This is a genomic window from Mycobacterium sp. E1386, from assembly GCF_001672745.1.
Classification (GTDB): Bacteria; Actinomycetota; Actinomycetes; order Mycobacteriales; family Mycobacteriaceae; genus Mycobacterium.
Genome location: NZ_LZKH01000210.1, coordinates 33,578 through 56,081, shown reverse-complemented (window position 1 = coordinate 56,081; position 22,504 = coordinate 33,578). Strand labels below are relative to the sequence as shown.

General features: G+C 68.0%; 23 protein-coding genes. 9 read left to right on the top strand and 14 right to left on the bottom strand.

What is annotated here, in order from left to right; all coding sequences use genetic code 11:
- The first annotated feature begins 18 nt into the window (after positions 1-18).
- Positions 19-462: a DUF4307 domain-containing protein gene (locus tag A5709_RS21485; protein ID WP_067949958.1), complete on the top strand. Its 444-nt coding sequence runs from the start codon at positions 19-21 to the stop codon at positions 460-462.
- Positions 463-675: 213 nt separating this feature from the next.
- Entirely contained in the window at positions 676-1,170 is a 495-nt protein-coding gene (gene greA / locus A5709_RS21480) for a transcription elongation factor GreA (protein ID WP_007168983.1), read from the top strand.
- Between the two features lie 57 nt (positions 1,171-1,227).
- On the opposite strand, the gene A5709_RS21475 is transcribed toward greA, so the two are convergent.
- The 4 genes from A5709_RS21475 to A5709_RS21460 all read right to left on the bottom strand — a co-directional run bounded on the left by A5709_RS21475 (position 1,228) and on the right by A5709_RS21460 (position 5,792).
- Positions 1,228-2,388: a cystathionine gamma-synthase gene (locus A5709_RS21475; RefSeq protein ID WP_068122270.1), complete on the bottom strand. Its 1,161-nt coding sequence runs from the start codon at positions 2,386-2,388 to the stop codon at positions 1,228-1,230.
- Positions 2,389-2,436: 48 nt separating this feature from the next.
- Entirely contained in the window at positions 2,437-3,147 is a 711-nt protein-coding gene (locus A5709_RS21470; protein ID WP_067949954.1) for an RDD family protein, read from the bottom strand.
- A gap of 102 nt (positions 3,148-3,249) precedes the next feature.
- Positions 3,250-4,656, bottom strand: coding sequence for a cystathionine beta-synthase (locus tag A5709_RS21465; protein WP_067949952.1), 1,407 nt, complete (start codon positions 4,654-4,656; stop codon positions 3,250-3,252).
- A gap of 68 nt (positions 4,657-4,724) precedes the next feature.
- Entirely contained in the window at positions 4,725-5,792 is a 1,068-nt protein-coding gene (locus A5709_RS21460; protein WP_067949950.1) for an alpha/beta hydrolase, read from the bottom strand.
- A 243-nt stretch (positions 5,793-6,035) separates the two neighbouring features.
- Here A5709_RS21460 and A5709_RS21455 point away from each other — a divergent pair, with 243 nt between their 5' ends.
- Complete coding sequence (locus A5709_RS21455) at positions 6,036-6,998, top strand: SGNH/GDSL hydrolase family protein (RefSeq protein ID WP_156673429.1); 963 nt, start codon at positions 6,036-6,038, stop codon at positions 6,996-6,998.
- Positions 6,999-7,081: 83 nt separating this feature from the next.
- Positions 7,082-8,299 (top strand): acetyl-CoA C-acetyltransferase, encoded by a 1,218-nt coding sequence (locus A5709_RS21450; RefSeq protein WP_067949948.1) that lies wholly within the window; start codon positions 7,082-7,084, stop codon positions 8,297-8,299.
- A gap of 137 nt (positions 8,300-8,436) precedes the next feature.
- Here A5709_RS21450 and A5709_RS21445 read toward each other — a convergent pair whose 3' ends face one another.
- Positions 8,437-9,288 (bottom strand): Bax inhibitor-1/YccA family protein, encoded by an 852-nt coding sequence (locus tag A5709_RS21445; protein WP_067735063.1) that lies wholly within the window; start codon positions 9,286-9,288, stop codon positions 8,437-8,439.
- Positions 9,289-9,498: 210 nt separating this feature from the next.
- Between A5709_RS21445 and A5709_RS21440 the strand changes: the two genes are divergently transcribed.
- The 3 genes from A5709_RS21440 to A5709_RS21430 are packed head-to-tail and all read left to right on the top strand — an operon-like array spanning position 9,499 to position 13,101.
- Entirely contained in the window at positions 9,499-10,536 is a 1,038-nt protein-coding gene (locus A5709_RS21440) for an enoyl-CoA hydratase/isomerase family protein (RefSeq protein ID WP_068122267.1), read from the top strand.
- A 14-nt stretch (positions 10,537-10,550) separates the two neighbouring features.
- Positions 10,551-11,333, top strand: a complete 783-nt coding sequence (locus A5709_RS21435; RefSeq protein WP_068122262.1) for an enoyl-CoA hydratase — start codon at positions 10,551-10,553, stop codon at positions 11,331-11,333.
- Between the two features lie 7 nt (positions 11,334-11,340).
- Positions 11,341-13,101, top strand: coding sequence for an alpha/beta-hydrolase family protein (locus A5709_RS21430; RefSeq protein ID WP_068012274.1), 1,761 nt, complete (start codon positions 11,341-11,343; stop codon positions 13,099-13,101).
- On the opposite strand, the gene A5709_RS21425 is transcribed toward A5709_RS21430, so the two are convergent.
- A complete protein-coding gene (locus A5709_RS21425) occupies positions 13,102-13,551 on the bottom strand; it encodes a rhodanese-like domain-containing protein (RefSeq protein WP_068122260.1) in 450 nt (149 codons plus the stop codon).
- Positions 13,551-14,147, bottom strand: coding sequence for a cysteine dioxygenase (locus tag A5709_RS21420; RefSeq protein WP_068122257.1), 597 nt, complete (start codon positions 14,145-14,147; stop codon positions 13,551-13,553). The genes A5709_RS21425 and A5709_RS21420 overlap by 1 nt, the downstream gene beginning before the upstream one ends.
- 112 nt (positions 14,148-14,259) lie before the next feature.
- Between A5709_RS21420 and A5709_RS21415 the strand changes: the two genes are divergently transcribed.
- Together A5709_RS21415 and A5709_RS21410 are read left to right on the top strand one after the other, a co-directional pair.
- On the top strand, positions 14,260-14,703 hold the full coding sequence (locus tag A5709_RS21415; protein ID WP_068122254.1) for a lipoprotein LpqV: 444 nt from the start codon (positions 14,260-14,262) through the stop codon (positions 14,701-14,703).
- Between the two features lie 90 nt (positions 14,704-14,793).
- Positions 14,794-15,873: a patatin-like phospholipase family protein gene (locus A5709_RS21410; protein WP_068122284.1), complete on the top strand. Its 1,080-nt coding sequence runs from the start codon at positions 14,794-14,796 to the stop codon at positions 15,871-15,873.
- 37 nt (positions 15,874-15,910) lie between these two features.
- On the opposite strand, the gene A5709_RS21405 is transcribed toward A5709_RS21410, so the two are convergent.
- The 7 genes from A5709_RS21405 to A5709_RS21375 form a co-directional block, all read right to left on the bottom strand.
- Positions 15,911-16,780: a patatin-like phospholipase family protein gene (locus A5709_RS21405; RefSeq protein ID WP_068122279.1), complete on the bottom strand. Its 870-nt coding sequence runs from the start codon at positions 16,778-16,780 to the stop codon at positions 15,911-15,913.
- A 30-nt stretch (positions 16,781-16,810) separates the two neighbouring features.
- On the bottom strand, positions 16,811-17,695 hold the full coding sequence (locus A5709_RS21400) for a class II glutamine amidotransferase (protein WP_067949936.1): 885 nt from the start codon (positions 17,693-17,695) through the stop codon (positions 16,811-16,813).
- 20 nt (positions 17,696-17,715) lie between these two features.
- Positions 17,716-18,156, bottom strand: coding sequence for an SRPBCC family protein (locus A5709_RS21395; RefSeq protein ID WP_231987029.1), 441 nt, complete (start codon positions 18,154-18,156; stop codon positions 17,716-17,718).
- Between the two features lie 74 nt (positions 18,157-18,230).
- The gene (locus A5709_RS21390; RefSeq protein ID WP_067945025.1) at positions 18,231-19,862 is read right to left on the bottom strand and encodes a long-chain fatty acid--CoA ligase; all 1,632 of its coding nucleotides are present in this window, start codon (positions 19,860-19,862) and stop codon (positions 18,231-18,233) included.
- Positions 19,863-20,010: 148 nt separating this feature from the next.
- A complete protein-coding gene (locus A5709_RS21385; protein WP_068122251.1) occupies positions 20,011-21,072 on the bottom strand; it encodes a YncE family protein in 1,062 nt (353 codons plus the stop codon).
- Positions 21,073-21,450: 378 nt separating this feature from the next.
- Positions 21,451-22,194, bottom strand: coding sequence for a DUF427 domain-containing protein (locus tag A5709_RS21380; RefSeq protein WP_082974328.1), 744 nt, complete (start codon positions 22,192-22,194; stop codon positions 21,451-21,453).
- Positions 22,195-22,217: 23 nt separating this feature from the next.
- Positions 22,218-22,493: a DUF6295 family protein gene (locus A5709_RS21375; protein WP_067945019.1), complete on the bottom strand. Its 276-nt coding sequence runs from the start codon at positions 22,491-22,493 to the stop codon at positions 22,218-22,220.
- Positions 22,494-22,504 lie beyond the last annotated feature (11 nt).

Genomic DNA, 22,504 nt, shown 5'->3' with positions numbered 1-22,504 from the left:
CTCCAGGCATACCCAGGCATGACGGAAACTTCCCCTTCGCTTCCGGAGGCCCGCTATGGGCGCGCCGGGCGCCCGCGCGTACCCCGGCGTTGGGTGGTCATCGCGCTGGGCGCGCTGGTGGTCGCGGCCGGCCTGCTGATCGCCGTCGTCGGCTACCACCGGTTGGGCAGCAGTCCCGTGACGGGCACGCTGGGCAGCTATCGGGTCATCGACGACGAGACGGCATCGGTAACGATCAGCGTGACGCGATCGGATCCGTCGCGGCCGGTGGACTGCATCGTGCGGGTCCGGGCCAAGGACGGCAGCGAGACGGGCAGGCGGGAGGTGCTGGTCCCCCCGTCCGATGCGGCCACGGTGCAACTGACCACCACGGTGAAGTCCAGCAAACCCCCGGTGATGGCCGACATCTACGGCTGCGGCACCGACGTGCCCGCCTATTTGCGGCCCGGCGGGACCCCGTAACAACAGCCGAACTGCGAATTTGGGGTCATCAATTGTTTGCGCGGTGGTAACATGGGTGAATGCACGGTTCCTGATGGGACCGTGTATTGCTGCATTAAGGCCGTGAGCAGAACGGATCGGCAGCACACGGGGAGCAGACCCGGATACTCCCGGCGGCGGGGTTAAACAGGCTTACGCGGGTACGCGGAACGACAACATGAGGAGCACGACGAGATGACCGACACTTCGGTGACCTGGCTGACCCAGGAGTCACATGACCGGCTGAAGGCGGAGCTCGATCAGTTGATCGCCAATCGTCCGGTGATCGCCGCGGAAATCAACGATCGCCGTGAAGAAGGGGATCTGCGCGAGAACGGCGGATACCACGCCGCCCGCGAAGAGCAGGGCCAGCAAGAGGCCCGCATCCGCCAGCTGCAGGACCTGCTCAACAACGCCAAGGTCGGCGAGGCGCCCAAGCAGTCCGGCGTCGCACTGCCTGGTTCGGTGGTGAAGGTCTACTACAACGGCGACAAGTCGGACACCGAGACGTTCCTGATCGCCACCCGCCAGGAGGGCGTCAACGACGGCAAGCTCGAGGTGTATTCGCCCAACTCACCGCTGGGCGGCGCCCTCATCGACGCGAAGGTGGGCGAGACCCGCAGCTACGTGGTGCCCAACGGCAACACCGTAGAGGTCACGCTGGTCAGCGCGGAGCCCTACCACTCCTAGCCGGCTAGTCGTGGTGGCGACCCGCATCGCCCGGCTACGCCGCGCTAGCGATCGCCACTAGTCCAGCGCCTGGTCGAGGTCGGCCAGCAAGTCGGCGATGTCTTCGATGCCGACCGACAACCGCACCAGGTCGTCGGGCACTTCCAATTGCGAACCGGCCGTCGAGGCGTGCGTCATGGCGCTCGGGTGCTCGATCAATGACTCGACGCCGCCGAGCGACTCGGCCAGGATGAACACTTCGGTGCGGGCGCACAGATCCTGTGCGGCCTGCCGGCCGCCTCGCATGCGGACCGACACCATGCCGCCGAAGCCGTGCATCTGCCGAGCGGCGATCTCATGCCCGGGGTGGCCGGGCAGACCGGGGTAGAACACGGTGCTCACCGCCGGATGGCCGGAGAGGAATTCGGCGACGGCCGAAGCGTTTTCGCTGTGTCGCTGCATCCGCAGCACCAGGGTCTTCAGGCCGCGCATGGTCAGGTAGGCGTCGAACGGGCTGGGCACCGCACCCGCGCCGTTCTGCAGGAAGGCGAAGGCCGCGTCCAGCTCCGCGTCGTTGGTGATCAACGCCCCGCCCACCACGTCGGAGTGCCCACCGATGTACTTCGTGGTCGAATGCAGCACCACGTCGGCACCCAGCTTCAGCGGCTGCTGCAGTGCGGGTGAGGCAAATGTGTTGTCCACCAAGACCTTTAGCGAGGACCGCGCGCCCAGTTCGGCGAGGGCCGCGATGTCGGCGATGGACAGCAGCGGGTTGGTCGGTGTCTCCACCCAGATCAGCCGGGTTTGGGGCGTGACCGCGGCGCGGACGGCGTCCATGTCGGACAGCGCCACCGGCGTGTAGCTGACGTTCCACTGCGTGAACACCTTGTCGATCAGCCGGAAGGTGCCGCCGTAGGCGTCGTTGGGGATGATCACGTGATCGCCGGGCCGCAGCATCGCCCGCAGCGCGCAGTCGGTGGCGGCCATACCTGAGGCGAACGCGCGCCCGTAGCTGCCCTCTTCGACGGCGGCGAGCGAGGCCTCCAGCGCGCTGCGCGTCGGGTTGCCGGTGCGCGCGTATTCGAACCCGCCGCGCAGCACGCCGACTCCGTCTTGGGCGAACGTGCTGCTGGCATAGATCGGGGCGTTGACCGCGCCCGTCGCCGGGTCCGGCCGGTAGCCGGCGTGAATCGCTTTGGTGGCGAGTCCGGTGAAGTGTCCGGTGTGGTCGTCGCTCATCGACGACCAGCCTAGGTGACGACCGAGTCGGCTACCGCGCCCGCACGGCTAGCTCGGCTGTTGCTCGGTCCCGTCGAGCGGCAGACAAACCGTCGTCATGATCTTGTCCGCCAACGTCTGCCGCTTCGAATCCCACAGCGGGAAAAGGAAACCGATGAAGCAGATGATGGCGTCGACGAAGTGCGCGAGGGAACGCACGATGGACATTCCGAAACCGAGGGGCTGGCCGGTGACCTCGCTGACCACCTTGAACTTCATCACCGATTTGCCGACGCTCGACCCGGTGGTGCCCTGGCGGTAGCCGTAGTTCCAAATCAGATAGATCAGTCCGACCAGCGACGCCAACCACTGCGCGGCCAGGCCGATGGTCGAGTTCTGCGTCACGCAGTACTGGTTGACGGCGTACTGCGTGACATCGGTGATGCACGACGTCTGCTGGGTGGCGACCAGGATCCCGGTCCCGATACCGTGCACGACGGCGTACGGGAGGATGTCGATGATGAACGCCACCAGGCGGGTCAGCCACGGCGTGTAGGACTCCGTCGGCAACGTGCGGATCGCCGGTCCGGGAGGCGGTGGCGCGTACCCACCGGCGGACGGCGGGGGCGGCGGATAGGAGCCGCCGGGCGGCGGCGGAGGCGGCGGATAGGAGCCGCCTGCGGGAGTCGATGGAGGGGGCGGAACGGCCTGCCCACCGGACGACCCGGGCGGCGGCGGAGGTGGTGGATAAGCGTCGCCGGGCGGCGGTTGATCGGTCATGGGCACCCCTTCCACTGCGAACCAGCTGAACCAGGCCGCATTACAGTACCTGAGCGCGCAGCGGCCGGGCGAGACGCGCGTCGCGGCTTGAAGGGGTCGCCGCTAGCGCCGCGCACTTGGTGCGCGGGGGCCGTCCGAGAGGAAACCGAGCAGGTCGTAGCGGGTGATCACCCCGACCGGTTTGCCCTCCTCGACCACCATCAACGCATCCCAGTCGCGCAGCGCCTTGCCGGCCGCGCTGACCAACTCCCCCGCGCCGATCATCGGCAGCGGCGGGCTCATGTGCAGCGAGACGGCGTCGGCCAATTTGGCCCGGCCCTCGAAGACGGCCGAGAGCAGTTCGCGCTCGGAGACGCTGCCGGCCACCTCGCCGGCCATCACCGGCGGCTCCGCGCCTACCACGGGCATCTGGGACACGCCGTACTCGCGCAGGATGCCGATGGCGTCGCGGACGGTTTCGGACGGGTGCGTGTGCACCAGGTCGGGCAGCTCGCCGGACTTGCGGCGCAGCACGTCGCCCACCGAGGCCTGCTCGGTCGAGCCGTCGAGACGGCTGCGCAGGAATCCGTACGAAGACATCCAGGCGTCGTTGAAGATCTTCGCCATGTAGCCGCGCCCGCCGTCGGGCAGCAACACCACGACGAGCGCGTCGGGTCCGGCCTCCTCGGCGACCTTCAGCGCGGCCACCACCGCCATCCCGCACGACCCCCCGACGAGCATCGCCTCCTCGCGGGCCAGCCGCCTGGTCATGTTGAACGAGTCGGAGTCGGACACCGCGATGATCTCGTCGGGCACCGTGCGGTCGTATGCGGCCGGCCAGAAGTCCTCACCGACGCCCTCGACCAGGTAGGGCCGGCCGGTCCCGCCGGAGTACACCGAGCCCTCGGGGTCGGCGCCGATGATGCGAACCTTCCCGCCCGACACCTCTTTTAGGTAGCGGCCCGCACCGGTGATCGTGCCGCCGGTGCCGATGCCGGCGACGAAGTGGGTGACTTTGCCGTCGGTGTCGGCCCAGACCTCGGGGCCGGTGGTGGCGTAGTGGCTGGCCGGACCCTCCGGGTTCGCGTACTGGTCAGGCTTCCAGGCGCCCTCGATCTCCCGGGTCAGCCTGTCGGAGACGCTGTAGTAGCTGTCCGGGTGGTCGGGCGGCACGGCCGTCGGGCAGACGACCACCTCCGCGCCGTAGGCGAGCAGCACGTTGCGCTTGTCCTCGCCGACCTTGTCGGGGCAGACGAACACGCACTTGTACCCGCGCTGCTGTGCCACCAGCGCCAGGCCGACGCCGGTATTGCCCGAGGTGGGTTCGACGATGGTGCCGCCGGGCTTCAGCAGGCCGCTCGCTTCGGCGGCGTCGATCATCCGCACCGCGATCCGGTCCTTCGAGCTACCCCCGGGGTTGAGGTACTCGACCTTGGCCGCCACAGTGCCGGCGCCGTCGGGAACCACGGAATTCAGGCGAACTAGCGGCGTGCCGCCGATGAGCTCACTGATGTGCTGGGCGATCCGCATGCGTTCATCGTCTCAGGCAGGTTCCGGGGGTGCACGACGGCTTCGGAGTTCGCGCCCGACGGGTTGGGCTAGCCGGTGGCCTCACGGATATAGTCGCCGATCTGGCGCAGCGAGCGAACCGCCTCCGGGACCATCGGAGCGGCCAGCTGGAAGTCGTGAATCTGGCCGGGCCACACCCGCACCTCGGCCGGCACACCGACCGCGGCCAGCCGGCTCGCCGCCAGCCGCGCGTCGTGCAGCAACACCTCGGATCCGGACACGTGGATCAGCGTCCGCGGCAGGCCCGGCTTGATGTGCTCGACCGGCTCGTAGATCTCCTCGGGCCGCCCCCCGACTTTGTGCTTTTCGGCCGCGCTCGCAACCAGCGCGGCCAGCGCGTCGAACGCCCGGGCGGAGAACATCGCGTCGGTGTTGATGTTGGGATGGGCCTGCTTGTATTCCTTCGCCAGCTGCAGCAGCGGCGAGATCAATACCAGCGCGGCCGGCTCCTCGCACTCCTCCTGCAGGCGTTGCGCCAGCGCGAGCGCGAGGTAGCCGCCCGCGGAGTCGCCGGCCAGCACGATCTGATCCGGCTCGTATCCGCGCAGCCGCAGCCACTGGTAGCCGTCGTGGCAGTCGTCGAGCGCCATCCCGATCGAATGCTTGGGCAGGAGACGGTAGTTGACCACCAGGATCGGCGCATCAGCAAACTGTGACAGCGCCTCGACCAGCCGACCGTGCGAGTTCGCCCCGCACGTCAGGAACGCGCCGCCGTGAAAGTAGACGACCACCCGCCGGGTGCCGTCCGCGGGCAGCACGCCGGGGGCGCGCACCAGCTGCGCCGACGCGTTGGGCAAGTTCACCGTCTCGCGGACGGTGGCCGTCACCGGGAGCACCACCCGGGCCGCCAGGTCGATGAGGCCCCAGGGCCAGGGGAAGTTGGGGACGTGGCTGCCGACGGACAGAACCGGCCGGACCGTCACCCGCGACGCCAGGTTGGCCACCCGCGCAGCAACGCTGGGCCCGGACTCCAGGACCTCGACCGGGGTGCCATCGCTCATCGCGTACCGGCGCGCCTCGGCGCGACGCGCCTTGAGAACTTGATAAGGACGAAGGGCAGTCCGGGGGGAGCCGGATACCTGACCGGGTGCGCTCATGCTCAACACTTCCTACGTCTTTGTAGTGCGATACAGCATGTGACGAGGCAGCTAAGCGTCTGGTTCAGCGGTTTGCCCAAGGCACTCAGCCGACCCCGCCGACTCAGCTTGACAGGCACTTCTTAAGAGAACATTTAAAAAGCCCGATTCGTTACCAATTTGATTCTTCCCGTGACCACATTGTTGGTCAGCGGACCCCGCAAACATGCAAGCCCATCTAAAATGGACCGCGTGACCATGCGGGTGCCCCGTCGTTCGGCAATCGCCCTGGCCACCGCAGGCGCCCTCGCCTCGACAGGAACTGCCTATCTGGGCGCGCGCAACCTGCTGGCCGGCCAGGCGACGCACGCGCGCACCGTCATCCCCAAGTCGTGGGACATCCCGCCGCGCGCCGACGGCGTGTACACCCGCGGTGGCGGCCCGGTAGAGCGGTGGCACCGCGGCGTGCCGTTCGATCTCAGCCTGATGATCTTCGGCGACTCGACGGCCGCCGGCTACGGGTGCACCAGCGCCGAGGAAGTGCCGGGAGTGCGAATCGCGCGCGGCCTCGCCGAACAGACGGGCAAGCGAATCCGGTTGAGCACCAAGGCAATCGTCGGCGCAACGTCGAAAGGCGTGTGCGGCCAAGTCGATGCGATGTTCGTGGCCGGGAAGCCGCCGGATGCGGCGGTGATCATGGTGGGCGCCAACGACGTGACGGCCCTCAACGGCGTCAGCCAGTCGGCGCAGCGGCTCGGGCTGAGCGTCCGCAAGTTGCGCGCCCGCGGTGCGGTGGTGATCGCCGGCACCTGCCCAGACCTGGGTGTCATCACCGCGATCCCCCAGCCCCTTCGCTCGATCGCACACGAGCGTTGTATGCAACTGGCGCGCGCCCAGGCCGCGTCGGTGCGGGCCGCCGGCGGTATGCCGGTACCGCTCGGGCAGTTGATGACTCCGCAATTCCGGTCGACGCCCCACGTGATGTTCTCCCCCGACGGCTTCCACCCGTCCGCCCCCGCATACGCGATCGCGGCCGACGCGCTGCTGCGTGCGCTGTGCGAAGCGCTGGGCGAGGAGGTCGATCTTCCGCCGCTGGAGTTGGCGGCGTCGACGACCGCGCCGGTGCTCGGTCAGCGCCACACGCGGATCAGCGTTATGTCGCGGCTGTGGCGGCGCCCGGTGCCGGGACCCGCCCCGTCTTCGTGCCCACCGGTCGCCAGCGACTAGATTTGTCCTAGTCCGTCGGCGTCAAGTCAACGGTTTGTGAAGCGAACTCGCCGGAATCCGGAAGGGATTTGAAGGGAACCGTCATGCCTGAAGCCGTTATTGTCTCTGCCGCCCGCTCGCCGATCGGCCGCGCGATGAAGGGGTCGCTGGTCTCCATGCGGCCCGACGACCTGGCCACCCAGATGGTGCGCGCCGCGCTGGACAAGGTGCCCGCGCTCAACCCGCACCAGATCGACGACCTCATCCTGGGCTGCGGCCTGCCCGGCGGTGAGTCCGGCTTCAACATGGCGCGCGTGGTCGCCGTCGAGCTCGGCTTCGACTTCCTGCCCGGCACCACCGTGAACCGGTACTGCTCGTCGTCGCTGCAGACCACCCGGATGGCGTTCCACGCCATCAAGGCCGGCGAGGGCGACGCCTTCATCTCCGCGGGTGTCGAGACCGTGTCCCGGTTCGGCAAGGGCAACTCCGACTCCTGGCCTGACACCAAGAACCCCTTGTTCGACGAGGCCCAGGAGCGCACCGCCGCCGCCGCGGGCGGCGCCGACGAATGGCACGACCCGCGGGCCGACGGCAACGTGCCCGACGTCTACATCGCGATGGGGCAGACCGCCGAGAACGTGGCCATCCTGACCGGCGTCAGCCGCGAGGACCAGGACCGCTGGGGGGTGCGCAGCCAGAACCGCGCCGAGGAGGCGATCAAGAGCGGGTTCTTCGAGCGCGAGATCGTCCCGGTGACCCTCCCGGACGGCACGACCGTCAGTACCGATGACGGCCCCCGTCCCGGCACCACCTACGAGAAGGTCAGCGAGCTCAAGCCGGTGTTCCGGCCCAACGGCACGGTGACCGCGGGCAACGCCTGCCCGCTCAACGACGGCGCGGCCGCGCTGGTGATCACCAGCGACACCAAGGCCAAGGAACTAGGCCTGACGCCGCTGGCGCGCATCGTGTCCACCGGCGTCAGCGGCCTCTCGCCGGAGATCATGGGGCTCGGCCCGATCGAGGCGTCCAAGAAGGCGCTGGCGCGGGCGGGAATGTCGATCAACGACATCGACCTCTACGAGATCAATGAGGCCTTCGCGGTCCAGGTGCTGGGCTCGGCACGCGAGCTGGGCATGGACGAGGACAAGCTGAACGTCTCCGGTGGGGCGATCGCGCTGGGCCACCCGTTCGGAATGACCGGCGCGCGGATCGCGACCACGTTGATCAACAACCTGCAGACGCACGACAAGACGTTCGGGCTGGAGACCATGTGCGTCGGCGGCGGGCAGGGCATGGCGATGATCATCGAACGGCTGAGCTGACCGATCCCCGGAGCTCGCCGTCGAGTGTGCGGCCATGGTCGCGACACGCCGGACAGGCCCGCCCTCAGTGCACACTCGACGCCAACACGAAAAGACCGGCGCGCCAATCGGCGTGCCGGTCTTTTCGTTGAAGAGAACTAGTCGTTCTGCAGATAACTGAGCAGCCGCAGGATCTCGATGTAGAGCCAGACCAGGGTCACGGTCAGGCCGAGGGCGATACCCCAGGCCGCCTTCTCCGGCGCCCCTGCGCGCACCATCTGGTCGGCCGCGTCGAAGTCGATCAGGAAGCTGAACGCCGCGATGCCGATGCAAACCAGCGAGAAGATGATCGCCAGCGGACCACCGCTGCGCAGGCCCAGGCCGGTGCCTCCGCCGACGTGGAACATGGCCAGCACGAAGTTGCCGAGCATCAGGGCCAGCACGCCGAACATCGCGGCGACGAGCATCCGGGTGAACTTGGGGGTGACCCGGATTGCGCCGGTCTTGTAAACCACCAGCATGCCGAAGAAGACACCGAAGGTGCCCATCACGGCCTCCCCGATCAGCACGCCCGCGTTCGCGTGCGAGACCGCGAAGTTGGCGAACACGAACGAGATGGCGCCCAGGAAGAGCCCCTCGAGGACGGCGTAGCTGAGCACGATGGCCGGGCTGTCCTGCTTGCGGCCGAAGGTCGCGACCAGCACCAGCCCCAGACCGCCGAGCGCACCGACCAGGGTCAGCGGCATCGCCAGCGCGAGGTTGGACGCGACCAGGAAATAGGACACCACGGCGGACACCGCCAACACGGCCAGCGTGATGCCGGTCTTGGTGACGACGTCGTCGATGGTCAGCGGACGCGAAGCCCTGGTCTCCTGGTAGGGAGCTTGGTAGGGCGCCGCGTAGGGGTCGGCTCCATAGCCCTGCATCGGGGCCGCGCCCGTGCCGAATTGCGCGTATCCCCCCCGCTGCTTGGGCAACGAACGAAATACCGGGTTGCTTGTCTCCCGCACCGTCGGATCCTCTCTATTGGCTTCGAGCTGTGCGAACACACTCTCAACGATCAGCGTCCCGTCCGAGTTCCCGGCCGACCTGGGCATTTTCCGGTGCCCGCAGCCTTTGCTGTCGTCGCGTTAAAGATAACCCTTACCCGGGGGGATGGCGCCGGTCGTCACGATCTAGATTTTTCGTTCGAGGGTGGACCGGTGATGGGAGGCCAGTGCGTGACCGACGAATCCGATGAGGTTCTAGCCCGCGTCGACGGCAACGTCGGTCTGATCACGCTCAACCGCCCCAAGGCGATCAACTCACTGAATCAGCAGATGGTGGGCGCGCTGAGCGCCATACTCACCCGCTGGGCGGACGACGACGCGGTATCCACGGTGGTGCTCGCCGGCGCCGGCGAGCGTGGCTTGTGCGCCGGCGGCGACGTGGTCTCCATCTATCACAGTGCGCGTAAGGATGGGGTGGATGCGCGGCGGTTCTGGCGCGACGAGTACCTGCTCAATGCCCAGATCGCCGATTTCGTCAAGCCATACGTGGCGCTGATGGACGGCATCGTGATGGGCGGCGGCGTCGGCGTCAGCGCGCACGCGAACATCCGAGTGGTGACGGACACCTCCAAGATCGCGATGCCCGAGGTCGGCATCGGCTTCGTTCCCGACGTCGGCGGGATGTTCCTGCTGTCCCGGGCGCCCGGTGGGCTGGGTCTGCACGCCGCCCTGACCGGAGCTCCGTTTTCCGGAGCCGACGCCATCGCCATGGGATTCGCCGACCACTATGTGCCGCACGACGATCTCGAGGCGTTCACCCGGACGATCGTCGCCGATGGCGTTCAGAGCGCACTTGCCGCGCACGCCGTCGAGCCCCCAGCGAGCGAGCTTGCCACACAACGGGATTGGATCGACGACTGCTACGCCGGCGACACGGTTGAAGACATCGTTGCCAGTTTGCGCCGGCATGCCGCCGCCCCGGCCCAAGACGCCGCCGACCTGATCGGCACCCGCTCGCCGACCTCGTTGTCGGTGACCCTGGAAGCCGTCCGGCGCGCCGCCAAACTCGAGAGTGTGAAAGACGTTCTCATTCAGGATTATCGGGTGTCGTCGGCATCGCTGCGCTCACACGACCTGGTCGAGGGCATCCGAGCACAGCTGATCGACAAAGACCGCAACCCGAAGTGGTCGCCGGCGACGCTGGCCGCGGTGACCGGGGCCGACGTCGAGGCGTATTTCGCCCCGGTCGACGACGACTTGAGTTTCTAGGAAGAGGATTCGCGATGACAGACGCTGCTTACGAAACCATCCTGGTCGAGCGCGACGAGCGCGTCGGCACCATCACCCTGAACCGGCCGAAAGCGCTCAACGCGCTCAACACCCAGGTGATGAACGAAGTGACCAAGGCGGCAACGGAGTTCGACAACGACCCTGGCATCGGGGCGATCATCATCACGGGTTCGGCGAAGGCGTTCGCGGCCGGTGCCGACATCAAGGAGATGGCCGGCCTGACGTACGCCGAGGCATTCGACGCCGACTTCTTCGCCCCCTGGGCCAAACTGGCGGCCGTGCGCACCCCGACCATCGCCGCGGTGGCCGGGCACGCGCTCGGCGGCGGCTGCGAGCTGGCGATGATGTGCGACGTGCTGATTGCCGCCGACACAGCGAAGTTCGGACAGCCGGAGATCAAGCTCGGCGTGCTGCCCGGCATGGGCGGCTCCCAGCGCCTCACCCGTGCCATCGGCAAAGCCAAGGCCATGGACCTCATCCTGACCGGGCGCACCATCGACGCCGCCGAAGCCGAACGCAGCGGCCTGGTTTCGCGCGTGGTGCCCGCCGATGATCTGCTGGCCGAGGCCAAGGCCGTCGCCACCACCATCTCCCAAATGTCACGCTCGGCGGCCCGGATGGCCAAGGAGGCCGTCAACCGCGCGTTCGAATCCACGCTGTCCGAAGGGCTTCTCTACGAACGCCGCCTTTTCCACTCGACTTTCGCGACGGAGGACCAGTCCGAGGGCATGACGGCGTTCATCGAGAAGCGCCCTCCCAACTTCACCCACCGATAGGCATGCGATGAGCGAGCCCGGCACAGCGACGAACACCGAAGCCGGCGGCAACCCCACGGCCGTCACGGAGGAAGCCGCGCGTCCGGATGCCCACCCGCAGACTCGCGAGCCGCAGTCGCCCGAAAAGCCTTGGTGGGTGCGGCATTACACCTTCACCGGCACCACGGTTGGCCTCATCTTCATCTGGTTCTCCATGACGCCGTCCCTGCTGCCGCGCGGCGCGTTGTTCCAGGGGCTGGTCAGCGGCATCTCCGGCGCCATCGGATACGGGCTGGGGGTCTTCGCCGTTTGGCTGTACCGGTACCTGTGGGCGAAGCAGTCCAGTCCGCCCGCGCCGCGCTGGGCGTGGAAGGTGCTGATCCCTATCGGTGCGCTCGGCATGGTGTTGATGGCCGTCTGGTTTCACGTGTGGCAGGACAACGTGCGCGACCTCATGGGTGTACGGCACCTGAAGTGGTACGACTACCCGGTGGCCGCGGGCCTGTCGCTGGTGGTGCTGTTCACCCTCGTCGAAATCGGCCAGTTCATCCGGTGGCTGGTCAGGTTCCTGGTCGGCCAGGTCGACCGCATCGCGCCATTTCGGTTGTCGGCGACCATCGTGGTGGCGCTGCTCGTGGTGCTCACCATCACCGTGCTCAACGGTGTCGTGCTCAAGTCCGCCATGCGCACCATGAACAACACGTTCGCCTCGGCGAACAACGAGATGAATCCCGACACCGCGCCACCGAAGACCCCGCTGCGGTCCGGCGGTCCCGATTCACTTGTCTCGTGGGAATCCCTTGGGCACCAAGGCCGGATCTTTGTGGAAGCCGGGCCAAGAGTTGACCAGCTGGCCGCCTTCAATGGCGCTCCGGCGACCGAACCGATACGGGCCTATGCCGGGCTGAACTCCGCCGACGACATCACGGCGACCGCCGAGCTCGCGGCGCGTGAGCTGCAACGCACCGGCGGGCTGCAACGCGCCGTCGTCGCCGTCGCGACCACCACCGGCACCGGCTGGATCAACGAGGCGGAAGCCGACGCGCTCGAGTACATGTACAACGGCAACACCGCGATCGTCAGCATGCAGTACTCGTTCCTGCCGAGCTGGCTGTCCTTCCTGGTGGACAAGGAGAACGCCCGCCGCGCCGGCCAGGCGCTGTTCGAGGCCGTCGACCGGCTGATCCGCCAGATGCCCGAAGCGCAACGACCCAAACTCGTTGTGTTCGGCGAGAGTCTGGGATCGTTCGGCGGCGAGGCGCCGTTCATGAGCCTGAACAACGTGCTCGCCCGCACCGACGGCGCCTTGTTCAGTGGACCGACATTTCAAAACACCATCTGGACCGACCTGACCTCGACGCGCGACGCCGGTTCCCCGGAGTGGCTGCCCATTTACAACGACGGCAAGAACGTCCGGTTCGTCGCTCGCCCAACGAATTTGGCGCGGCCGAAATCCGCGTGGGACCACCCCCGTGTGGTCTATCTGCAGCACGCCTCGGATCCGATCGCCTGGTGGTCCCCCGATCTGCTGTTCAGCCAACCGGATTGGCTGCGGGAGCGGCGAGGCTACGACGTGCTGCCCGAGACACGCTGGATTCCGGTGGTGACGTTCCTGCAAGTCACGGCCGACATGGCCGTGGCGGTCGACGTACCCGAGGGCCACGGCCACCACTACGTCGCCGACGCGGCCGACGGCTGGGCGGCCGTGCTGTCACCGCCGGGGTGGACGCCCGAAAAAACCGACAAGCTACGGCCACTGCTTCATTCGGACGCCACCTCAACCGGGTAGCTAGAGCCAGCGGCGACCGAGGTCGCCGGAGTTGGCGAGCACTCCCGGGGAGGCATCGAGCGAGCCGGTACCGGAAAGTTGTTCCAGCACACCGGCACCCGCGAGCGCGTGATAGCCGCCGATGACGTCGGTGGCGCGGTGCAGACCGATGTCCAGCAGCGCGGCGGCCGCAAGGCTCGAGGTGTAACCTTCCGAGCACACGATCACCCATTCGACGTCGTCGCCGAGGGCCTCGGGCAGCTTGGCCTCGCTGGTCGGATCGCAGCGCCACTCCAACACGTTGCGTTCGATCACCAGCGCGCCCGGGATCTCACCCTCGCGGAAGCGCTGCGCCTGCGGCCGGATGTCGACGAGCACCGCCCCGCGCCGCAGCGCATCGGGCACCTCGACGGCGGGAAGGCGACGGTAGCGGCGCCGGGCGGATCTCAACACAACATCGATGCGGCTCATCACGGTCCCTCCGGTTGGTCGGTCAATTCGGTGCGCTGGCGGCGCAACCGATTTCGGCCGGTGACCTCGTAGTAGGACATCGCGGTCAGCGGCGGCGAGTAGGCGTGCACGCTGAGTGAAGGCGTCACCGGCTCTCGGGCGGCGCCCGACAGCCCCGAGACGGGCACCGTCACGGGCCGCGGCGCCCACACCACGTCATGCACCCAGCCCAACGGAAACCCGGCCTGATCGCCCGCGTCGAGCCGGCGACGCCGCAGGGCCCGGCCGTCCCAGCGGAATTCGTTGAGCGACCCGGACAGGACCGTCAGAGCGCCGAGGGACCCACCGTGGTCGTGCAGTTCGGTGTGATGACCGGGAACCCAGCTGATCAGCCAGACGTCCAGCTCCTCGTCGCCGTGGATGCGGGTGAACCAGCGGCGCGACTCGGGTATTCCGCCCGGCGGCAGCAGGTGGTCGCAGCGTCCGCTCAGCACGTCGTCGGCGGCCTGGTCGGTGGCGTGCAGGAGGTCGGGGACCCGCAGGCGGGTCGGTCCCGACGCTGGGGACGAAATGGTGCGCGGGCGCAACGCAGCCGGAGCGGCAAGAGGCAAAGACATGGTTGGAGCTCCACAAAGAAGGATCGGACAGGCGGCGGCGTGTTACGGCCGACAACACTCGCAAAATCCGAAGCGCTCCATCACGGCCGCCAGTGTTGCATAGATTGAGAGGATGCGCTGGTGTGGTCAACGGCCCCGGCTGTGGGGCGTGCTCCTGGTGGCGGCGGGCTTCTTGGCGGCCACGGGATGCTCGCCTGACGCCCCGAGCGCTAAGCCCGCGTCCTCATCTCCGCGGCCGGCGGAGCTACCGGTCCGCCCCGGCGCGGCGCCGCCGGGGGCCGTCGGTCTGTCGCCGGCGGGCGTGACGACCAGGGTCGACGTGCCCGCGAATTCGACCGAGGAAGAGTATTACCAGGCCTGTCACGCCGCAAAACTGTGGATGGATGCCCAGCCCAAGACCGGTCAGTCGCTGTTCGAGCCCTATCTGGCGATGATCCAGGCCGCCCCGTCGGGCACCGCGGGCAGCTGGAACGCCCGCTGGGCGGATCTGACACCGGCCCGGCAGGCGGCAGTGATCACCGCCGCGCGCGCCGCCGCCGGCGACGAATGCGGCTAGTCCTTTCGAACTCCTGCGCGATTGAATTCACGGGTACAGAAAGTGCCAACCCGGCCGCTGCAACACCGCTCCGCCGCGCAAAATGAAGAGATGCCGGACGGACCTGGCGGAGTCGGCGCGCGCCGATCGTCACCGACGCGCGTCGCGCTGGCGCTGGGCAGCGGCGGGGCCCGCGGCTACGCCCACATCGGGGTGATCGACGCGCTGCGCGCGCGTGACTACGAGATCGTGGGGATCGCGGGCTCGTCGATGGGCGCGCTGGTCGGCGGTTTGGAGGCGGCCGGGCGTCTCGACGAGTTCGCCGACTGGGCGAAGTCCCTGACGCAGCGCACCATTCTGCGCCTGCTGGACTTCTCGATCAGCGCGGCCGGGGTGATGCGGGCCGAGAAAATCCTGGACGCGGTGCGCGACATCCTCGGCCCCATGGACATCGAGCGGCTGCCCATCCCCTTCACCGCGGTGGCGACCGACCTGTTGACCGGTAAGTCGGTGTGGTTCCAGCGCGGCCCGGTCGACGCGGCGATCCGCGCCTCCATCGCCATTCCGGGCGTGATCGCGCCGCACGAAGTCGACGGGCGGCTGCTGGCCGACGGCGGCATCCTGGACCCGCTGCCGATGGCTCCCCTGTCGGCGATCAACGCCGACGTGACCATCGCGGTGAGCCTGTCCGGCAGCGAGGCGATCGCCAACCGGGAGGGCGAGGCCGGCGTGACCGCCGAGTGGCTGAACCGCATGGTGCGCAGCACCTCCGCGCTGCTCGACACCTCCGCGGCGCGGTCGCTGCTCGATCGGCCGACCGCGCGCGCCGTCCTGGGCAGATTCGGCGCGTCCCCCGCGGAAGCGGAAGGCTGGTCGGACGGTGCGGACGTCGAGGAGCCCACCGCCGGGGATGACGCGGCCGGCGAGCTGGCCGACGCCGCGCCCGAGGTTCCGAAGCTGGGCAGCTTCGAGGTGATGAACCGGACGATCGACATCGCACAGGCCGCGCTGGCGCGCCATACGCTGGCGGTCTACCCGCCTGACCTGTTGATCGAGGTCCCGCGGTCGGTCTGCCGGGGACTGGAGTTCCACCGGGCGGCCGAGGTGATCGCCGTCGGCCGTGCGCTGGCCGACGAGGCCCTGGACGCTTTCGAGAACGAACGAACCGCGCCGCCCGCGACCGAAGCCTGAAACCCGCGCTGCCGCAGCGCGTTACGTCCCCGCTCGATCAGACGCCCAGGAAGCGCGCGACGCCCCGAGCTTCGCGGCGGCCCTGCTCGCGTCCCGCCAATGCCGACGCGACGCGACAGGCGGGGTCCAACGGGTTGGGCCCGAAGGCCGCCAGCGAGTCGGCGTCGGCGAATACCGCGTACGTCGTGCCCGCGAAGGCGGAGATCTCCGCGGCCGGCCCGTCGCCGAACGCCGACGGCGTGTCCACGCCCGATGGCACCAGCACCACCGCCGTGTCGCAGTCGCCTGCCGCGCTGAGGTTGACCGAGCTGGCGATCCCGCCGTCCATGTAGCGGCGGCCAGCGATCGCCACGGGCGGCCACGCCCCGGGTACCGCGCAGCTGGCCGCCACCGCATCGACGAGGTCGACGCCGGATTCGCGATCGAAAACCACCAATTCGCCGGTTTCCACGTCGATCGCGGTGATCCGCAGCGCCCGATCGGGCCAGTGGTGCGACGGTAGGCGCTGGGCGACCACCTCGCGGCGCACCGGCGGTGGAACGGTTTTCGTCGCCAAAGCCACAGCCCCGATCCGCTGCATCTGTTGCCGGGTCTTGTTCAACGGATCCGCAAAGGGCTCCGCCAGGGCCGCCAGGAACATTTCGGTGATCTCCTCGACGTCGACCCCGGAATCGATCTCGGCCGACGATTCGGCGACCTGCCGGTCGAACAGCACGTCGAGCGTGCTGCCGGTGCCGATCTGCGCGGCGACGGCGGCGCCCGCAGAGGTCCCCACCAGCACGTCCGAACCCAGCAACAAGTCGGCCACCGTCGGCGACACATCGGCGATGCCGCGCAAAACGCCTGTCTCCCAGGCTATTCCCGCTATTCCCCCACCCGCCAGCACAAGCGCTCGTCTGGTTGTCACGCCCACCCACTCTGCCAGGCCGGCATTGGGCTAGCGCCGGGCGATCGGCAGCGCGTGCTGCGATTCCTGCGCCCGCGCGCTCAGCTCTTCCCGACGCAGCAAGTGCGCGGGCGGGTCGGGCAGTATCAGACTGCGTTCGACTTGCAGCGCGGCGTCGATATGGAGCAGCTCACCCGGCTCGAGCAGCCGCCAGCGGGGGTCGTCGTCCATGCGTTCGGTGGCGAACACGACCGACGGGCGCGTGCACAGATGTTCCGACCGCGCGTGAATTCGCTTGGTGCGCAGATCGAATTTCGGGGCCTCCGTCGGCGCTTCGGCGGACCGATCCATGACGTAAAGCTCATGGGTTTCGGGATACCGCAGCGCCCACATGTCGGTCGCCGTGCTCAGTAGCACGTTGACCGCATAGATCGGCACATTGGAGGCAAGCCATTTCATCGCATCGGTCAGGCCGGCGGTCACGTCACCGTCGAGTGCCCGGATCGAGGCGGTGACCAACGCGAACACCCGCTCGGAATCGGTGTCGCCCAGGACCAGATCGTCGGTGCCGACCTCGCGGAGCCGTTCATCGAGAGCGTCCAGCCCCTCCAGCACGCCGTTGTGCGCAAAGATCCGGCCGTCCTGCAGGAACGGGTGGGTGTTGCGGACGTCGAGCGCACCGGTCGTGGCGTAACGCACGTGCGCGATGAAGGTGGTGCCGGTCAACTCGTGGGCTTCGGTGGCGAAGGCGGCGTCCTCCCAGGCCGCCATGGGTTGCTTGTCCAGCTGCGGCCGCCCGAGGCCGTCGAAGACCCCAAGGCCAGTGCCGTCCGGGTTCCTTCGGCTCTGATCGGCGAGGCTGTCCGGGGCGTCCAACAACCAGAACGTCGCCGTGCAAACGTCGGTCCCGGCATGCAGCCCGAAAAGTCGACACATGGTCTCGACGGTACCCAGCTTCAGCGGGTCAACACCTCGACGAGGTCGATCAGCACCCGGCGTGCGTAGCGCTTCCACAGCATCCCGAAGAGCGGCAGGCCCGGTGCGGACAGGACGGATTTCGGGTAAATGGCCCAGCGCCAGGTGATCTCGGTGCCGCCAGCGGTCGGGGTAAAGATCCACTCACCGGTGACCGAGCCGACCAGCAGCGCCATCGGACCGTGGATCTGGGTGAGCCGGTAGCCGAACGATCGCGGCGGGTCGACGCTGGTCAGGTCTTCGCGCGCGCTGCCGCCGCCGGCCAGGATGATGGTGCGGCTCTGACCCGCCGCATCCCAGGCGCCGGTCTGGCTCCGCACCTCCTTGATCGGCGGTATCGGCCCATACCACCGGCCGAAGATCTCGGGCAGCGGGATGGGCAGGGTGCCGTGAAACGCCGCGTCGGGCGCGACGGCCACCACGTGCGATTGTTAGACGACGAGGGGCTGGGGCATGAGGCTCCTTCCTGCCCTGGGTTATTCGCGGAGACTCGCCCTCAGTCCCGGGCCTCGACCACCCAGTAGCCATGCTCGGCGTAGCGCGCGCGGATGGCCTTCTTGTCGTACTTGCCGACGCTGGTGCGCGGAATCTCCTCGACGAATGCCCACCGCTCGGGCAGCCACCAGCGAACCACCTTCTCAGCGAGGAACTTTCGCAGGTCCTCGGCGCTGACGGTGGTGCCCTCCTTGGCCACCACGACGGCCAGCGGCCGCTCCTGCCACCGCTCGTCGGGCACGCCGACCACCGCGGCCTCGACCACATGTGGGTGCCCGATCAAGTTGTTCTCCAGCTCGACCGATGAGATCCACTCGCCACCGGACTTGATGACGTCCTTGGCCCGGTCGGTCAGGGTGACGAAACCGCGTTCGTCGAGCCGTCCGACGTCGCCGGTGCGCAACCAGCCGGAGTCGAACTTTGAGTCGTCGGCCGTCAGGTAGTACGAGCCGGCGATCCACGGGCCGCGGACTTCCACCTCGCCCACGGCCTCACCGTCGTTCGGCAGCACCTGGCCTTCGTCGTCGACGATCCGCATCTCCACGCCGCAAACCGGTTGGCCCTGGGTGGCGCGGAACGCCCAGTGCTGGTCCTCCGGGGTTCCCGGCGGGGGCCAGGCCATGGTGGCCATCGGGGACGTTTCCGTCATGCCCCACAATTGCCGGATCTGAACGCCGTGGTTCTCCTCGAAGGTGCGCATCAGCGACACCGGAACGGCCGAGCCCCCGCAGACCACCAGCCGCAACGACGACATGTCGTGGCCGGGTTCTTCCTCCAGCCGATGCAGGACGTCGTTCCAGATGGTGGGCACCGCGCCCGCCACGGTCGGCCGCTGGTCTTCCACCATGCGAATCAGCGACCGCGCGTCGAGGTGGCGGTCGGGCAAGACGAGGTCGGAGCCGGCCATCAGGGCGGCGTAGGGCAGGCCCCACGCGTTGGCGTGGAACATCGGCACGATCGGCAGCACACTGTCGATGGAACCCACGCCGATGCCATTGGTGGTGCAGGCCGCCATGGTGTGCAGGTAGCTCGAACGGTGGCTGTAGACAACACCTTTCGGGTTTCCGGTGGTGCCGCTGGTGTAGCACATCGCGGCTGCGGACTTCTCGTCGATCTGCGGCCAGTCGAACTCGGTGGATTCCCCCGCGAGCACGTCGGCATACCGCAGCACGGTCTTGTCCGACCCCTCGAACGGGGCGATGTCACCCTCCCCCACCGCGATCACGGTGTGCACGGTCTTGAGGTCGCCCAGCACCGGGGCGAGCAGCTTGGCCAGCGACATATCGACCAGCACCACCTGGTCTTCGGCTTCGTTGGCGACGTAGGCGATCTGCTCGGCGAAGAGGCGGATGTTGAGGGTGTGCAACACGGCGCCCATCGACGGCACCGCGAGGTAGGTGGTCAGGTGTTCGGCGTTGTTCCACATGAACGTCGCCACCCGCTGGTCCCCGTCGATGCCGAGGCGGCGCAATCCGTTCGCCAGCCGAGCGGCGTCGTGACCGAGTTCGCGGTAGCTGATCTGCCGATAGCCATCCTCGGTGGCGGTGGTGACCGTGCGCTCGCCGTGCAGACCGCAGCCGTGCCGCATGATCGCGGTGATCGTCAACGGAAAGTCCTGCATCGTGCTGTCCATTGAGGTACCGCCTTTGGATCCCGGCGCAGCGTTCGCCTGATATCAACCGTCGAGACGCGGCGTGGCCGCATCCCGGGCCGGAGGCGATGAGCCGCCGCCGGCAGCCTCCACCCTAAGCCCGAGTTCGGCGCCGGCGTCGGCGATCACCCTAGGCGAGTACGGGTTCCCGCTGAGCCAGTGCGGGCAGCCGAGCGGTCGATGCCTCAGCCGGTCCCCCGCCCGCGGCGATCGGCACGACGGTGACCACTCCGGAATGACCGGCGATGTAGAGATACCTGCCGTCGGAGCTCTCGACCACGCAGGACGGGCCGTTCGCCGCCGCGATGTCGCCGATGACGTCGTGGGTTCGCGTGCAGACCACGGCGACGTGGTCGTCGCTGACCAGGTAGGCGCGGCGGCCGTCGCGGCTGAGCGACAAACGAGTGAGCGGACCGGCGAGCTCGCTGAGCTTGCGGGTCCCGGTGATCTTGCGGGCCCGGGTGTCGATGACGTCGAGCACCGCGCCGACGACGGGGCCACAACTGGCCACATAGGCCGTGGCGCCGTCGTCGCTCAGCGCGACGTCGCGGATCGGCAAACCCAGCTCGTAGGCGCCGACGATGTCGGCCCGCGACCCAGTTTCGATGACGACGAGCTCGCCACCGGACGGCCCGTTGGTGGCCGCGTACAGGTGGCGTCCGTCGGGGCTGAGGCGCACGCAGTCCGCGGTCGTGCCGGGCGTGGCGGCGAGTTCGATTACCTGCAAGTCGTCCGTGGTGGTGTCCACGACCGAAACATCGGCGCCGTGGGCGCCGTTCCGGCTGGCGTAAACGAACCTCCCGTCGGCACTCACGGTCAGATCGCTCACGCTGTCGGCCAGCGGATGGGTCGCGATTCGCGCGTTCGTGGTGAGGTCGACGACGTCGATGGAGTCATACGAGAAGGACGCGGTGCTGATGTAGGCGCGGGGGGAGGCCCCGCCGCTCATGGCTATCGCGAACGGTTCGTTGACGCCGATGGTCTGCACCACCCGACGCGCGTCGGTGTCGATGATCGATATCGTGTCGCGGCCGTGATTCGCCACCACCAGCCGAGTGCCGTCGGGGCTGACGCCGATGTCGCTGATCGGACCGTTTCGCACCGGGATGTGGACGACCGGGGCGTCGTCGAACCTGAACACCCGCTCGTCTCGATCGTCCTGGAAGGCCTTGCGGTCGTTTACACCGCTCACGCTGCACCGCCTTTGCTATGTTGTCGGCGCGGAGGCGAACTCGCCGGGACTTGCGCGACAATTCGGCCGCCGGATCCAGGAGGATCTCAGCACCGAAAGGCGCTGACGCGACTGGTTTTGCGAGTCTACCGGCCGAAAATCGCGTCAAAACTAATGAAGTCCCCCGACGTTAGCTACGTCACCCCGCGCACTCAGGTTCTGCTCAGGCTTTCAATTACGCTGTATCGCAGTCGCTTACCCGTAGCGAAACTGACGCAAACGCGCTTCCGGCGGATTTCGCGTTCGTCGCTAACGTCCCCGGTCAGCGCGGTGGAGTTGTCCGGATTAAGAAATTCTCAGGGTCCGGGGCGCGAAGAGGGAAAGATCACACCGCGTCGGCTAACTGAATTGGGTGCGTGGCCGGGGCAGTGCACCCCCGTCGACGAAGATGTCCAGCTTTTCGTTGTAAAACGCCACCAGACCGGCGATCTGGCCGACCGCGGGCAACGGGTAGTGATACGTCCAGGCCAGGTCCGGATGCAGGGCATCACCCGACCGTACCGACCAGTAACCCGACGTGACGCCCTTGTACGGGCACAGCGTCTGCGTGGAGCTGGGTTCCAGATGCGCGAACGCGATGTCAGTCGGGTCGATGTAATACCTTGTGGGCAAACCAGTTTCGAACAGCAGAACCGGAGACCTGGTGTCGGCCAGCACTATTCCGTCCAGCTCCACCCGAACATGTCGGTGTGAGCGCAGCGCGTCAACCCGCGAATACGGATTGCGCGGGTGGCCGTAGATCGGTTCGTCTTCCTCGAACCACCGCAGCGGATTCCATTCGAATCGCACCATTCCGGCCACCGAGCCGCCACCGTCGGTATCGAACACGCGCGCGGCCGACGGATGGGTCTCCCCGGCACCCACTAGGGAGTGTAACCGCGACGGACCGAATTGCACTTTCTGCGAATAGTTTTCGTCGTGCAGGAACTCCGCACGGACATCGGCCAGCGGGATGTAGTACTGCGGGTAGTACGGGACCTCCCACACATACAGGGCCGCCGTGGTGTCGAAGACCAGCGCGTCCCCGAGGTAGCCACGCACCCGGCGCGGCGCGGGCTCGACCCTGCCGCGCTCAGCGGCCATCTGCGGGTAGTCCCGGTCGGCGGTCACGCCTGGTCCTTGGACGCGAGCCCGGCCGGCGCATGGGCGATCGCCTTGCGGATGGCGTCGGCCAGCGCCAGCGCGCTCTCCTCGGTGAGTTCCAGCGCCACCCGCGCCGACGGCCCGAGTTCGGGGTTGATCACGTCGATGTTGACGGTGTGGCCGTAGGGCGCGTGGACGGGGTGATCGACGTAGACCGTCGCGCGGCTGGCGCCGAACCACCCCGTGGCGCCCTTGCCACTGCCGTCGATTCCGACGTGTTCGGTGAGATAGGTGCACATGGGGAGCGGAA